Genomic DNA, 15,235 nt, shown 5'->3' with positions numbered 1-15,235 from the left:
ATTATGTTAAGGAAGAAATTTTGTAAAATATTATTTGGTTCACTTATTTGTTTATCACTAAGTTTTGGCTCAATTAAGGTTAATGCCCAGAAATTATATAATTCTGTAAATGATTTTGTAATTAAGAGTTACGAAATATTTTTAAATAGGAATAATTTAGACGATATTGGTATCGAACATTGGAGTTATTTGCTCGGGAATCATAATGAATCACTGTATAATTACATGATTTCTTTGGTAACAGGAGAAGAATTTTTATCTAAAAATGTAAATGATAAGGAATTTATAGATATGATCTATGAATTATTATTAAATAAAGTTCCAAGTGAAGAAGAAAGTAGTTATTGGGTAAGTAAAATACAGGAAGAGAACAATAAATTAAATGATATAAATTCTGCAAGGTATGAAGTTTGTAAAATAATGTTTAATGAGAATTTTTTTAATGAATTTTCATATGAAATTGGAACTACGCCACAATTTCAAAATTTAAATAATCTGGGAGTTGCGGAGTTAAGAGAAGATTACGATCCTAAAAAAATAGAATATATAAATAACCTTTATAAAGATTTCAATGAATTTGAACAAGCTATTTCTGTTCAAAGTGAAGATTCTAGTGAGGATAAGAATGTATTAGATGTTAACGATATAATATCATTGTTACCAATTTTTTCAGATAGTACAGAAAATGAAATATATGAGGAGTTAAAAAGTGTATCAAGTGACAACATAAAGAGACTTGTGTATGCTCTTGATTATAAAGTTAAGTTGCCATATGATATACAAGAATCTGTATATATTTCACCTTTTATACAATTAGATATTGATAATAATGATGATTTTATAACTTTAGGATTGAGTATTACTGCTAGGAATCTTGGGAAATTAATAACTAAATCTGATATAATTTTAGGAAATGAATTTATAGATTTGGAGATTGAATACACAGATCAAAGTAAATATGAAGGAAAAGGAATTTCTGTTTATGAGTTTAAAATTAAAATTGAATCGGTAGAAGATTTGAAGCTTTTAAATAAAATTTTGAGTTCTGATTTATCTAAACTTAGATTTACATTTGACGATTCTAATACCTATGTTTATAATTTGTATGAAAAAGATAGAGTGAGAAATACATTAAGATTCATGACTAATTTATATTCTCAAATTGTAATCACATCGTTGATTTGAAATAAAGTTAATTAGTTAAAGTAAATATATTTTTATAACGAAAATAAGATATATTAGTAGTTTAAATATAAATAGATTCAAATAAGATTTTAAATGATGAAGATTGGAGCTAGATTATGTTTAAAGAGGATAAAGATTACTCTAAAATAAATTTAAATGATTCATATAGTAAAAATTGCGAATCATTATTTAATGATAAACATGAAAAATTTAATGATTTCGTTACTTTTAATAATTTTCCAGTATTTAAATATAAGAAATTAGTATTGGTATATAATAAAGTTCCTCAACAAGTAGATATAATAAAAGATGCTGAAGAATTTATAGGTAAGATAAATATTAATGATAATTTCAAAGTATTTAATATAAAATTAAAATCTGTTTTAAATAAGGAAAATAATAGTAAAGAATATGTAGTAACAATTGCTCTTATAAATATTGATATTAAGTAAATAGGTTTTTTTGACCTATTTATTTTTTTGTTTAAAAATTAATAACTAAGTTATTGTAAATGTTTTCTAGTAAATGTAACTTATGTAGGTAAATTGATCAAGAAAGGTAAAAATATAATGAAGTTAAGATTTATTAAGAAACTATTATTGGGATTTATGATTTTTAGTTTTTGCTTTTTGTCATTTACATATGCAAGTGGGAAAGAGTATGAAATTTCTAATTTTGTAAACTTATTAAGTATACAACTAGGGTTAACAGATACATCATATGGAATTATTAAGTAAGTGATTTTATAATTTTTATAGATAATGGATCTTAGCATGGATACAGTTTACCATTTTTATATGATAAAAATAATTTTGGAGAATTTGTAGGACTTGTGATTTTATTTGTGAGTATCTTAAAAACGATATCTGTTAATTTATCTGATGTATTTACTAAAATTAAGTTGGTTAAGAATTGGAATAAGTTTGATCTATCTTTAGCTAAACCAACATTTAATAATAGAATAATTTAAAAAATAAAAGTATATAGGTCTATGTGCTTTTTTGTATGGAATAAAAATATCATTTAAGATCATATAAATTTTTATATATTTTAGATGATAGGGGATTAAATAATGGATTATAATAAAAGAATGAGATTAATTAGAATTAATCAGTTAATAGCCATATTATTTTCATATATAATTGGCGTTATATTGATAAATTTTGTTGAATTTTATTTAAATAATTTATCAATTATTAAGACTGTGTACATAATGGTTTATATTTATTTATTTCAGCTTTTAATTCAGGGAATTAAGTTTAGAAATGTACATTCAATATTGGAAGGTAATAGTTATATTAAAACAAGTATTTATATTATCAAAAAATTTTTAGGTATTAATTTTATTCTGTTTTTATTTTTAGGGATAATAATTTTAGGTTTGTTATTAATGAGTTTGTTTTTTAGTAGAATCAGATATTTAATGATAGCATTTATGATAATAGTTTTAACATTTATATATTTTATGTATAATATTAAATTATTTAATTTAGTTGATACGAGATTTGATAGGTATAAATTTAATTATATTAAAAATAAAATAAAAGAACTGTGGCATTTGTTGTTTATAAATTTAATTTTTATAACAGTAAGTGTTTGTTTATTTAATTTTGTTTATTATTTAAGAGGATTTGTATTTGTATTTGTAGTTTTATTGGATTTTGCATTGAGTGAGTTAAATATAAGGTGTTTGAGTATGGATTTATAAGTGTTTATTTGTATTAAGGAGGTTAATTATGCATAGTAATATAAAATTAATTTGTTTGGATTTGGATGGTACTACACTTAAGGATATTTCAAATATTTCTGAGGGCAATATAGAGTATATAAATAAAGCATATAATAGTGGAATAAAAATAGCATTGGTTACAGGAAGGTTATTTATACATTGTTTATATTTTTCTAAAGTTTTAGGGATACCTATATATGCGGTAGGGAATAATGGAACATATGTATATGATGTTGAAAATAATAAAGTTGTGTATTCAAACTTTTTTGGTGTAGATTTTTTAGTTAAAATACATAAATTTGTAAGAGAAAAACATTTTAATACACATTATTCTACAATAGATACAATTTACTCTAATAATAAATTAGAAGATTACCATAATGAGGAAGATAAGAAGGAATATTCTATGAAAGAGGTAGTAATTGATAGTGAAGATTCCTGGGATAATGTATTTAAAAATCATGGTGACAACATATGTAAGGTTGTTGTTTCAAGTAATGATCAGAACAAACTTAATGATTTAATACTAAAAGTTATGGAATTAGGGGAATTTGAGATAGAATACTCTTGGGTTAATACTATTGAGATATTGAAAAAAGGTGAAGGAAAAGGAAAAGGAATTATTGAACTTAGAAAATATCTGGATATAGATAAAAAAGATATTATGTGCATAGGTGATAGTGAAAATGATATATCTATGTTTAGAGAATGTGGATATAAGGTTGCCATGAATAATGCAATAGATAAATTAAAAGAAAAAGCTGATTTTATAACACTTGATTTTGATAAAGATGGGGTTGCATATGCTATAAAAAATTTATTGGAACACTTTTAGTAAATTTTGTAAAAAATAATATTTTTTTTGTATTCGGTTTAACTTTATTTATAAAGTATAATTATGTATAATAAATGTAACATGGTAAAAATTGGGAATTTAGGGGGTAGCTATGTTACATATACTTAATACGCTAGAAAGAGATACGACAAAGAAATTTGTTGACTTCATGAATTTTGGGATGGAGAATATAACTAATGAATACTTTTTGAAGGTATTATACATAAATAACGGGGATAAAATAAATTATAATAAAACTAGATTAGATTTTGCTGAGCATAATTTAGAGCATAATTTAAGATTTGAAGATAAAATATTTAGATTTTTTGAAGATATTTTCAAATTGAATCAGGGAATTATGTATGTGGGTAATTTTAATATAAATAAAATAGATAATATGAAAATTTTATATATGTTAAGAGATTTGGATTATAAGGATTCAATTAAGTTTATAAATATTTTACGTTCGCATATAAGAGATGAGGATGTTTACAAAATTAATGATTTTGGTGTTTTTAAAATGTTTTTGAGTCTTTGTACTAGAGAAATTCATTTTACTAGTTTCTATTTTGATAAGTTAGATATTATGGTATTTACACATTATGATTTATCAATGTTGATGTTTTTTAAAAATGAAGATGATATAAATACATATGTACAATTAGCAAAAATAAATGATTTAATATTGAAAGATCAAGAGTCAAGTATACAGAATAAACCATTAATTGAGGTAGTTTAATAAAAGGATAGCATTAGTTTAATGCTATCCTTAAATATTTTTTACTACTATTAAGTTTTATTTAGTATTTTTGTGTAATTGATATTGCAATTTGTATTTTGTATAAGTTAAAATATAATTCATACTAAAAAGGTATAGATTAATCTGGAAATTTTGAGGAGCTAACTTTATGAATTTATTATATATACAAAATCTTAGCGTTAATGTAAATGAAAAAAATGTTTTAGATGATATAAATATTTCAGTTAATTCTGGGGAAGTGCATGTTATACTTGGGCCAAATGGAAGTGGTAAGTCATCGTTATCCATGAGTATACTTGGCAATCCTAAATATACAGTTACAAATGGAGATATATTTTTTGAGGGAGAAAGAATAAATAATTTGACTTCAGATGAGAGGGCAAGGAAAGGTATATTTTTGTGCTTTCAACAGGTTGAGGAAATAGAGGGTCTTACATATAAAGATTATTTGAGGGAATTAAAAATTAAAGTTAAAAATGAAAAACCAAATCTTGCTTTTAATATGAGTTTGAATAAAAAGTTTGAAGATGTTGGGTTGAAAGAATCTCATATGATGAGATATTTAAATGAAGGATTTTCTGGCGGCGAAAAAAAGAAGAGTGAATTGCTTCAAATGAAGTTTTTAGATCCTAAGTTGATAATATTAGATGAGATTGATTCGGGTCTTGATATTGATGCTATCCGTTCAGTTTGTAGTATTCTCAAAGAATTATTAACTCAAGATAAGGCTGCTATTATAATTACTCATAGAGAAGAAGTTATTCGTGAACTTAATGTGACTCATGTGCATGTATTAAAAGATGGTCGTAATGTTAAAACTGGATGTATAGAGTTGTTTAATGAGATAAATAAGAATGGGTATTCAACTCTATTAGAAGGGAAATAGTTTGTTATGAGAATAGATGATATTGATAGAAGTAAGTATGATTTTAAACACGAGAATTATGAAGAATTCATAAGTAATAAAGGTTTATCAAAAGATATTATAATCGATATTTCTAGGAAAAAAGATGAACCTAAATGGATGACTGACTTTAGGCTTAAATCTCTTGAAATTTATAACAATATGAATTTGCCTGTTTGGGGGCCTAATATTGATGAGCTTAATATAGATAATATTGTTTCGTATGTTAAGCCTAATAGTAGGTTTTCGGATGATTGGGAAGAGACTCCAGAATATATAAAAAATACTTTTGATAAGCTTGGAATTTTAAATGCTGAGAAAGAATGCTTAGCTGGTGTTGAAGCTCAATATGATTCAGAAGTAGTTTATCACAATGTTCGCGAGGACTTGAAAGCTCAAGGAGTTATTTATATGCATATGGAGCTTGCTTTAAAAGAGCATGAGGAACTTGTGAAAAAATATTTTATGACGCTTGTACCTCCAACTGATCATAAGTTTGCAGCACTTCATGGTGCAGTATGGTCTGGAGGATCATTTATTTATATACCTAAAGGAGTTAGAGTTGAAATTCCTCTTCAATCTTATTTTAGACTGAACGCAAAAGGAGCAGGGCAATTTGAGCATACTTTAATTGTTGTAGATGAAGGAGCTTATTTGAGTTTTATCGAAGGTTGTTCAGCACCTAAACATAATGTTTATAATATGCATGCGGGGTGTGTTGAATTGTTTGTTAAAGAGAATGCAACATTGAGATATTCGACGATTGAAAACTGGTCTAAAAATATGTTTAATTTAAATACAAAGCGTTCGATGGTTGAGAAAAATGGTAGAATTGAGTGGGTGTCAGGTTCATTTGGATCTAAAGTCTCTATGCTTTATCCTATGAGTATATTAAGGGGGGAAAATGCAACCTGTGATTTTTTAGGAATTTCTTTTGCATCAGAGGGTCAGTATTTAGATACAGGCGCTAAGGTAGTTCATGCAGCACCGAATACTTATTCTAATATATGTTCGAAATCTATTGTAAAATCTGGTGGTGTAGGGAACTATAGAGGTATGGTTACATTTAAGAAAAATGCTGAGGGATCTAAAACAAATATTACTTGTGATTCGCTTGTGTTAGATGATCAATCTTCATCAGATACTATTCCGTATATTGAAATAAATTGTGAAAATGTCGATGTTGGACATGAAGCTACAATTGGAAATATAAGTGATGATAAGATTTTTTATCTCCAAACCCGTGGATTAAGTGAAGAAGATGCCAAAGCACTTATTGTTAGAGGATTTGCAGAAGAAATTTCTAAAGAATTGCCACTTGAATATGCAGTTGAGATGAATAATCTTATAAATGTTGAAATGCAGGGGTTATAGAAATATGAGTCAAAAAGTTAAGATTAATGAAACAATTGTAAGTACCTATAGTTATCTTAAAGGAAATTTTAGTGAAGATGATTTTATATTAAATGGGGTTAATAACTCAGATGTATTGATAGATAATTCGGGTGTATTGATTGATTTTGGAGATGAGATTAAAGATAATATTTCAGAGTTAAGTTGTAAGATAAATGGTGGAGTTAACAAGGACATTATCAATGATTTAATTATGGGTAAGTTTATTAATGTTAAGGTTAGTGAGGAGAATGCCGAATTAAATTTGAAAGAGTGTTTAAATGGCGGAGTATCTGCCGTAACTTTTAATATGAAATGCGATGAAGATAAGACCCTATATGTTAATAGCAAAATTTCTGGAAGTGGCGACCAATTTAATTATTTTTATTACATAAATGCTAAAAGGAATTCAAAGGTTACGCTTATTGTGTTTACTAGTTCATCTTCTAAGGGATTTATAAATGTTTTGGGAGAAATAGAGGATGATGCACATGTAGAGGTCTTATTTGTGAATGTAAATAAGAACAATGTATATACAAATTGTGAATTATATTTAAATGGCAATAAATCTTCAGGTAAAATAGATGTTTGCTATATTTGTACAGAAGATTTTAAGTATGATTATAATTTAACTTCTGCTATGCTTGGTAAAGAGAGTAATGCTTTAATAAATGGCAAGGGAATTTTACTTGATAATAGTAAAAAGATATTTAGAGGGGCTATTGATTTTAAAAAGGGTTGCTTAAATGCAAATGGAAATGAAACTGAAGAGGTTATTGTACTAAGTAAAAATGTTGTTAATCAATCACTTCCGTTGCTTTTGTGTAATGAGAAAAATGTCAAAGGGAGTCATGGATTTACAGCTAATTCAATCAATAAAGATAAAGTATTTTATTTATTGAGTCGTGGATTTACAGAGAAGCAGGCTAAGGGTTTGATATTGCAGGGTAAATTTTTAAATATATTAAGCAAGATAAGGGATAAAGAGATAATTAATAAATTTATGGATATTTTAATGGAGGCAATTTAGGTTGAATATTTCTAAAATTAGAGAAGATTTTCCAGCACTATTATGCAAAACAGATAGTGGACTTCCAATAATATATTTTGACAATGCTGCCACGAGCTTAAAACCGAAGTGTGTTATTGATGCGATGACTGATGTTTATATAAATTCATTTGGAAATGCAAATAGAGGATCTCATATTGCGGGGGTTAGAGCATCTTTAATAATGGATGAAACAAGAAGTAGTGTTAAAGATTTTATTGGTGCAAAGGATAAGAAAAATATAGTTTTTACAAAAGGTGCTACAGAGGCTCTAAATATTATTGTTTATTCTTATGCTATTAATAATTTAAATGAAGGAGATGAAATTTTAATTGGAATAGATTCTCATCATTCTAATTTGGTACCTTGGAAGGTTCTTTGTAGCAACAGGGGTATTAAGCTTAATTATTTTTATGTAGATAAATTTGGGGAGATCTTGATCGATGATTTTTTAAATAAACTTGAGAGAAAACCCAAAATTGTATCTTTTACCCCAGTTACCAATACTTTTGGCGTAGTTCATGATTATAAAACTATAATTCAAAAGAGTAAGGAATTCGGAGCTAAGGTATTAGTTGATGCATCACAATCTATGACTCATATAAAGTTTAATGTAGATGCTGATAATATAGATTTTCTTGTTTTTTCTGGACATAAAGTTTTAGCTCCTCAGGGAGTTGGAATTTTATATGCATCGGATGATGTGATTGATGATATGAATCCATTTTTATATGGAGGAGATATGATCGATTATGTATTTGAAGATGAGGTTACGTTTAAAAAATTTCATGAAGCATTTGAGGGAGGAACTCAAAATGTATCGTCTATTGCTGGACTTAATTCTGCAATTAAATATATAAGTTCTATTGGACTTAGAGAAATTATAAATTATGAAAACGAACTTAAAAAATATTTTCTTTATAAATCCAGTGGTTGTGATGATATAGAGGTCTATGGTCCTGAAGATGATAATAAAAGAGTTTGTGTTTTTTCATTTAATGTGATTGGGGTACATCCACATGATGTATCTACTATTCTAGATTCATATGGAATAGCAGTAAGATCAGGTCACCATTGTGCTCAACCATTTATGAGAAGAATGGAATTAAATTCTACGACTAGAGCTAGTTTGTGTTTTTATAATACTAAGGAAGAGATAGATTATTTTTTTGATAAAGTATCAGAAATAAGAAATATTTTAAAGTTTTGAGGTGAATGATATGAATCTTGATGAATTGTATAAAGATACTATCCTTTATCATGGTAAAAATACAGAAAATAGAAGAGAAGTTTCACCATATGATTTTAAAAAAAGAGGTGTAAATCATAGTTGTGGAGATGAAATAACGATATCAATGAGGGTTCGTGATGGTGTAATTGATGATATTGCATTTATTGGAGATGGATGTATGATTTCTATGGCATCTACATCGATAATGATTGATTTGGTGAAAGGCAAAGAAGTTGAAGAGGCTAAGAGAATTGTTGATATATTTATAAAGATGATACGTAGGGAAGTTACGGAAGATGAGATCAGTGAGCTTGGTGATGGAATAGTATTTCAAAATATACAAAATATGCCGGCTAGGGTTAAATGTGCTACATTGGCTTGGCATACACTTAATGAAATAATACAAAACTAATATTAAATTATTTGATGTTTTATGGAGGAAGTATGGAAGCTATAGAGTATGAAAAACGGAATACGGTTAACAAAAGAATGAAAAATGGAGTTTTGGGTTATACTTTAGGTTTAATTGGATCAATTCTATCTGGGATGACAGCCTTTTTTATGGGAATTTTTATAATCCTATTTGGAAAGTTAGTTAAAGATATTATAATATCTATTATTGCAGAAATACTTATGGAGTTTGAAATACTAAATTTTCTACAAATAGCAGAGGAATTTTACAATTCTTCATTTAATATATCAATTTTAATTTTTATTATTATTTTCGTTGGATTTATACTTGCAATATCTGGGACTATTATGAGTTGGAATAATTCAAGTGTATTGTCTTGTGTTATTATGATAATAGGTGGAATAATTTCACTTATTCCTTTTTTAATACCAGGGATAATTATAATTATCGGTGGTTCAGTAAATCTATATGATTATATAAGATATAAGGCAAGTTAATTAAAAAATAATATATGTTGGCCTATGTAGAACAATGTTTTACGTAGGTTCTTTTGTATGGTATAATCTTAAACAAATTAATTTAGTTATTTTTTATTTTATTATGGAAATTCTATATATGTATGATGTTATTTTGAAATCTAAATTATAAAAATTCGGTAAAAGGGGTTTGGGGAAACATTGAAAAAGTTTAAAATTACTGAAACTTGTTTGCGTGATGGACATCAAAGCCTTATGGCTACGCGCCTAACTACAGATGAAATTTTACCTATATTACATAAAATGGATAGCGCTGGATATCATGCCTTAGAGGTTTGGGGTGGGGCTACTTTTGATTCTTGTATTAGATATTTAAATGAGGACCCATGGGATAGGCTTAGATGTATAAGAGAAAACGTTAAAAATACAAAACTCCAAATGTTATTTAGGGGACAAAATATTTTAGGGTATAGGCATTATGCGGATGATGTCGTAGAGAAGTTTATATATAAATCTCTCGAAAATGGCATTGATATAATTAGAATATTTGATGCATTGAATGATTTGAGAAATTTGAAAACATCTATTGATGCGACTAGAAGATATGGTGGTCATTTGCAAGTGGCTATGAGTTATTCGGTAAGTCCTGTTCACACACATGATTATTATATTAATTTATCTAAGCAAATTGAGGAAATGGGTGCACATTCAATTTGTATTAAGGATATGTCGGGCATTTTATTACCTTATAATGGATATGAACTTATACGAGAAATTAAAAATAATATTTCTATTCCATTGGAGTTACATACTCATTCAACTTGTGGAATTGGAGAGATGCTTTATTTAAAAGCTATTGAGGCAGGGGCAGATATAGTTGATACCGCTATATCAACTTTAGGTGGAGGAACAAGTCAGCCTCCTACTGAATCAATGGTAAGAACTTTTATGGGATCAGAATACAGATGTGATGTTAATTATGATGTTTTAAGGGATATAGCAGATTATTTTAAACCTATTAGGGAAAAATATTTAAAAGATGGTATACTTAGTCCTAAGTCATATTTCATAAACCCTCAGATAATTGAAACACAATTACCTGGAGGGATGATTTCAAATATGATTAATCAAATGAAAGCACAGGGTGCTGAGGATAAATTTGAAGACGTTTTAAAAGAAATACCAAAGGTACGTAAGGATCTTGGATATCCACCACTTGTTACTCCTCTTTCTCAGATGGTTGGAACTCAAGCTGTTATGAACATTTTGAGTGGAGAACAATACAAGATGATATCAAAAGAAATAAAGGATTATGTCAAGGGATTGTATGGTTGTCCACCATATGAGATAAGCAAAGAATTGAAAGATAAAATATTAAAAGATGGGGAGGAGATTACTTGTAGACCTGCAGATTTGATTGAAGATGAGTTTTTGAAAATAAAAGAAGAGTCTTTAGATTTTGCAAAAAGTGATGAAGATGTGTTAAGTTATATTTTATTTCCACAGATCTCAAAGAAATTTTTGGAGAAAAAATATAATCAAAATGATAATCAAGTTATTAATATAAACTTAGAGTTTAATTAAAATTAGGAAGGGATTTATATGGAGATTGGTATTAAGGATGCAGTAATACTTTCGATATTTTGTATATTAATAGTTTTTATTATTTTGATGGTTATTTCATTGGGAATAAATTTAATTAAGATTTTTTTGTATAGTAAAAGTAAGATAATTGATCATAAAAAAGAAGAATATGTGAGAGAGGTAAAAAAACATTTAGAAGATAACCATAAAATTAAATTTGAAGATATAGATGATGAAGATATGTTGATTGCAGCATTTGTTGCATCCATTGATTCGGTTGAAGAAAATGATAATAAGAGTGTAAGAATTAAGAGCATTAAAAGGTTATAGGGGGAAAGCTTCATGAAGGTTTATAGAATAAAAGTTAATGGTAAGGTTTATGAGGTAGAGGTTGAATTGGTTGAGAATAAAGATGGAAATTTGACAGAAACACCAAATAAAGAAAGCCATGTTCCGAATGTTATAGAAAGGGATAAATCTGAAGGCAATGGTGAAAATGTTAAGGCACCTATGCAAGGAAGTATTTTGTCAATAAAAGTATCTAAAGGCGATAGGGTTTTAAAGGGAGATACATTGCTTGTTCTTGAAGCTATGAAGATGGAAAATGAAATACTTGCTCCAGTTTCGGGTATGGTTAGTGATATATTTGTATCTGAAGGTAAAAGTGTAAATAATGAAGATGTGTTGCTAGTTATAAGTTAGGAGAGATGTAGGTTTGGATATTAATTTTTTAGATATGATATATGATCTTTATAGTGTTTCAGGAATTAGATTTTTAATAGATAATCCTAAGAATTTGATAATGATATTGATTTCGTTGGTGTTCATGTATCTTGCTATATTTAAAAAGTACGAACCATACCTTCTTTTACCTATTGCTTTTGGGATGTTTTTGGTTAATTTTCCAGTTCCTTTTGGGGAGGGTCTTATGGATGAAGGAGGACTTTTATATAGTTTATATCAAGGTGTTAAGTTAGGAGTATTTCCCCCTCTTATATTTATGGCTATTGGAGCATCTATTGATTTTGGGCCACTAATAGCGAGTCCAAAGAATTTTTTATTAGGAGCAGCAGCACAAATAGGAATTTTTGTTGCGTTTTTGATTGCTGTTTATTTAGGTTTTAATGGAAGTGAGGCAGCATCTATTGGAATTATTGGTGGAGCTGATGGTCCAACTGCAATATATTTGACAAGCAAGCTTGCATCACATCAATTAGGATCAATTGCAATTGCAGCGTACTCTTATATGGCACTTATACCTGTTATTCAACCGCCTATAATAAAATTATTTACAACTAAAAAAGAACGTAGTATAAAAATGGTTCAATTAAGAGAAGTTTCAAAGACAGAAAAAATATTATTTCCTATTGTTGTAACGGCATTAACGGTATTAATTATACCGAGTTCTATAACATTGATCGGTATGCTTATGTTTGGTAATCTAATAAAAGAAAGTGGAGTTGTTCCTCAATTGGTTGAGAATGTTAAGAATGCTTTGTTGTATATAGTTACAGTTTTTATAGGAATAACTGTTGGAGCTACTGCAACAGCTCAAAGTTTTTTGCAATTTAGTACTATTAAGATAATAGTTTTGGGACTTATAGCGTTTATATTTGGTACGGCTTTTGGTGTTATATTTGGTAAAATAATGTGTGTTATAACTAAAGGTAAGGTTAATCCTATGATTGGAGCTGCTGGAGTTAGTGCTGTTCCAATGGCAGCAAGAGTTGTTCATAAAATGGGATTGGAAGAAGATCCATCAAATTTTTTACTTATGCATGCAATGGGTCCCAATGTTGCTGGTGTTATAGGTTCAGCTGTGGCAGCTGGAGTATTGCTATCTATATTTGGTTAAATAAAAAGAAGAGTAGTATTTGGACTACTCTTCTTTTTTGATTTTAAATACTTTGTATGAGTTTTTGATATTTTTTATATATCTATTGATCTTTTTAAGTTCTATTTTGAAGTATTCTGATGTATCAGAAAGTTGTTTAGTTGACTTTGATATTGATTTTAATGAATAGTTATTGGATTTTGATTCATCAGTTATATATTTTATCGATGATAGCATTAGATCATTTTTCTTTGATAATTCGCTAGATCTTTCAGAGATACTTTCAAATGATGATGACATTTTTCCGATAATCTCATTTATTGATGAAAGATTCTTAGAGAATATTGAAGATTTTAGAGCCTGCTCTTTAAGTATTGATGATGTTGCTATTGTATCTGTGTTTATAAATGATATTGTTTTAATTATAGTAGCTAAAGTGTCTTGTATGGTTGATACTGACTGACTGCTTTTATAAGATAGTTCTCCAATTTCTTGAGATACTACAGCAAATCCATCTCCATGCTCTCCTGCTGATGCAGCAACAATTGATGCGTTTAGTGAGAGGAGTTTAGTTTGGTTTGCAATATCATGAATTTCTTTTAGTATTTGTTTTATTTCACTTGAAAGTTCATTTAAAATTGTAGTTTTTGATCTAAAGCTCTCAAACTTACCAATAAGAGGTTCGATCTCTAGTATAAACGATTTAATTTTTTCGGTATTGTTTATACAAATATTTTGTGTATTTTTGCTGATTTCTTTTGTATCAAATATCTCCTTTGTCATTTTAGTTATTAATAAGTTGAAAGAGAAAATTTCATTTTTAACATTGTTTGTATTTAAAAGTATCTTTTCATTTGATTTAGAAATCGTATAAGTTAGGTCATTGATATTTGAAATTTTGGATATAATATCCGTTTTTTTTGTTTCAACATTTATAAAGGTTGAATCAATTTGTTTAGATGTTGATATTATGGATTTTAGTATATTTTTAGTATTTTCAATCATGTTTATAAAAATATTTTGTATTGATGAAAATTCATCTGATTTACTTGAGTAATTGAAATTTTCAGATAGATTACCTTGAGATATTTTATCTAAGAATATTTCAATATTTCTTATAGGGATTGATAGTTTTATGATAAAAATCAATAATATAAATAATGCCAATGAGTATAACAATATTAAAAATCTAGATATAAAAGATATAATTTCATTTTTAGTTGTCATTTGAATTGAATTTAAGGAGTTGATATCTAAATCCATTCCTATAACTCCAATAGTTTTACCAGTATCATTTTTTAGTGGATAATAAAATGATAAATATTCTCCCCAAGAGTTATTTGTATATTGAGCACGAATAAATTTTCCGCGTTTGTAGGTGTTATAAACAATTTCATATGGTTTATCTCTAAGAACATATCCAGGAGGCAAATAAAGCTCTCCTTCGCTTGAGTCAATAAGTATGATTTCTCTATTTGAATTGTCTAACGCGACTATATGAACAAAGAGAGCACCCACCATATTTTTAAAGTTAGTTATTGATTGTAGACATTTATCATAATTAGGATTTGTTGTAACAGGGTTTTTTAGAAATTCAATATAGTAATTTATGTTAAATGATTCAATGTAATTTCTTAACAGTGTTTCTCCAAATGTTTCCATAGATTTATTTGATGATGCTTTTACAAGATATAGAGAAGAATTTGTAAAAAACAGAAACAATGCAAGAGCTGATAATAAATTTACAAGTAAGATTTTGATTTTTATAGAATTAAGTTTTAGTATTGGGTTTTTAAATGAAAAATTGTTTTTTGATATTGATTGCTTCATGAGTTTTACTCCAAT

Annotated in this window: 18 protein-coding genes; 17 read left to right on the top strand and 1 reads right to left on the bottom strand. The window is 27.4% G+C overall.

What is annotated here, in order from left to right:
• The first annotated feature begins 3 nt into the window (after positions 1-3).
• From SFBM_RS06180 to SFBM_RS06105, 17 genes are all read left to right on the top strand, one after another.
• The gene (locus SFBM_RS06180) at positions 4-1,185 is read left to right on the top strand and encodes a DUF4214 domain-containing protein (RefSeq protein ID WP_007440443.1); all 1,182 of its coding nucleotides are present in this window, start codon (positions 4-6) and stop codon (positions 1,183-1,185) included.
• A gap of 116 nt (positions 1,186-1,301) precedes the next feature.
• Positions 1,302-1,637 (top strand): hypothetical protein, encoded by a 336-nt coding sequence (locus SFBM_RS06175; RefSeq protein ID WP_005805489.1) that lies wholly within the window; start codon positions 1,302-1,304, stop codon positions 1,635-1,637.
• Positions 1,638-1,754: 117 nt separating this feature from the next.
• The gene (locus SFBM_RS08075) at positions 1,755-1,922 is read left to right on the top strand and encodes a hypothetical protein (RefSeq protein ID WP_007440441.1); all 168 of its coding nucleotides are present in this window, start codon (positions 1,755-1,757) and stop codon (positions 1,920-1,922) included.
• A 95-nt stretch (positions 1,923-2,017) separates the two neighbouring features.
• Positions 2,018-2,155, top strand: coding sequence for a hypothetical protein (locus SFBM_RS08070; protein ID WP_005805493.1), 138 nt, complete (start codon positions 2,018-2,020; stop codon positions 2,153-2,155).
• Between the two features lie 102 nt (positions 2,156-2,257).
• Positions 2,258-2,893, top strand: coding sequence for a hypothetical protein (locus tag SFBM_RS06165; protein ID WP_005805494.1), 636 nt, complete (start codon positions 2,258-2,260; stop codon positions 2,891-2,893).
• Positions 2,894-2,921: 28 nt separating this feature from the next.
• Positions 2,922-3,749, top strand: a complete 828-nt coding sequence (locus SFBM_RS06160) for a Cof-type HAD-IIB family hydrolase (RefSeq protein WP_005805495.1) — start codon at positions 2,922-2,924, stop codon at positions 3,747-3,749.
• Between the two features lie 112 nt (positions 3,750-3,861).
• The gene (locus SFBM_RS06155) at positions 3,862-4,488 is read left to right on the top strand and encodes a hypothetical protein (RefSeq protein ID WP_005805497.1); all 627 of its coding nucleotides are present in this window, start codon (positions 3,862-3,864) and stop codon (positions 4,486-4,488) included.
• A 169-nt stretch (positions 4,489-4,657) separates the two neighbouring features.
• Complete coding sequence (sufC, locus tag SFBM_RS06150; RefSeq protein WP_005805499.1) at positions 4,658-5,395, top strand: Fe-S cluster assembly ATPase SufC; 738 nt, start codon at positions 4,658-4,660, stop codon at positions 5,393-5,395.
• 6 nt (positions 5,396-5,401) lie between these two features.
• Complete coding sequence (gene sufB, locus SFBM_RS06145; protein ID WP_005805500.1) at positions 5,402-6,787, top strand: Fe-S cluster assembly protein SufB; 1,386 nt, start codon at positions 5,402-5,404, stop codon at positions 6,785-6,787.
• Between the two features lie 4 nt (positions 6,788-6,791).
• Positions 6,792-7,835, top strand: a complete 1,044-nt coding sequence (locus tag SFBM_RS06140; protein WP_005805502.1) for a SufB/SufD family protein — start codon at positions 6,792-6,794, stop codon at positions 7,833-7,835.
• Position 7,836: 1 nt separating this feature from the next.
• Entirely contained in the window at positions 7,837-9,063 is a 1,227-nt protein-coding gene (locus SFBM_RS06135; RefSeq protein WP_005805505.1) for an aminotransferase class V-fold PLP-dependent enzyme, read from the top strand.
• 10 nt (positions 9,064-9,073) lie between these two features.
• Positions 9,074-9,496 carry a Fe-S cluster assembly sulfur transfer protein SufU gene (gene sufU / locus SFBM_RS06130; protein WP_007439708.1) on the top strand — a complete coding sequence of 141 codons (423 nt, stop codon included), beginning with the start codon at positions 9,074-9,076 and terminating at the stop codon, positions 9,494-9,496.
• Between the two features lie 32 nt (positions 9,497-9,528).
• On the top strand, positions 9,529-9,993 hold the full coding sequence (locus tag SFBM_RS06125; RefSeq protein WP_007439709.1) for a hypothetical protein: 465 nt from the start codon (positions 9,529-9,531) through the stop codon (positions 9,991-9,993).
• Between the two features lie 180 nt (positions 9,994-10,173).
• The gene (locus SFBM_RS06120) at positions 10,174-11,556 is read left to right on the top strand and encodes an oxaloacetate decarboxylase subunit alpha (protein ID WP_005805510.1); all 1,383 of its coding nucleotides are present in this window, start codon (positions 10,174-10,176) and stop codon (positions 11,554-11,556) included.
• Positions 11,557-11,574: 18 nt separating this feature from the next.
• Positions 11,575-11,886 carry an OadG family protein gene (locus SFBM_RS06115; protein ID WP_005805512.1) on the top strand — a complete coding sequence of 104 codons (312 nt, stop codon included), beginning with the start codon at positions 11,575-11,577 and terminating at the stop codon, positions 11,884-11,886.
• Between the two features lie 12 nt (positions 11,887-11,898).
• Positions 11,899-12,258 carry a biotin/lipoyl-containing protein gene (locus SFBM_RS06110; RefSeq protein WP_005805514.1) on the top strand — a complete coding sequence of 120 codons (360 nt, stop codon included), beginning with the start codon at positions 11,899-11,901 and terminating at the stop codon, positions 12,256-12,258.
• Positions 12,259-12,271: 13 nt separating this feature from the next.
• Positions 12,272-13,411 carry a sodium ion-translocating decarboxylase subunit beta gene (locus SFBM_RS06105; RefSeq protein ID WP_005805516.1) on the top strand — a complete coding sequence of 380 codons (1,140 nt, stop codon included), beginning with the start codon at positions 12,272-12,274 and terminating at the stop codon, positions 13,409-13,411.
• 24 nt (positions 13,412-13,435) lie between these two features.
• Here the strand turns inward: SFBM_RS06105 and SFBM_RS06100 are convergent, their stop codons facing one another.
• Positions 13,436-15,220 (bottom strand): methyl-accepting chemotaxis protein, encoded by a 1,785-nt coding sequence (locus SFBM_RS06100; RefSeq protein WP_005805518.1) that lies wholly within the window; start codon positions 15,218-15,220, stop codon positions 13,436-13,438.
• Between the last annotated feature and the right edge of the window lie 15 nt (positions 15,221-15,235).

The sequence above is a fragment of the Candidatus Arthromitus sp. SFB-mouse-Japan genome, assembly GCF_000270205.1.
Classification (GTDB): Bacteria; Bacillota; Clostridia; order Clostridiales; family Clostridiaceae; genus Dwaynesavagella.
Note: the sequence above shows the minus strand (reverse complement) of the source record. Positions and strands in the feature narration are given on the sequence as shown.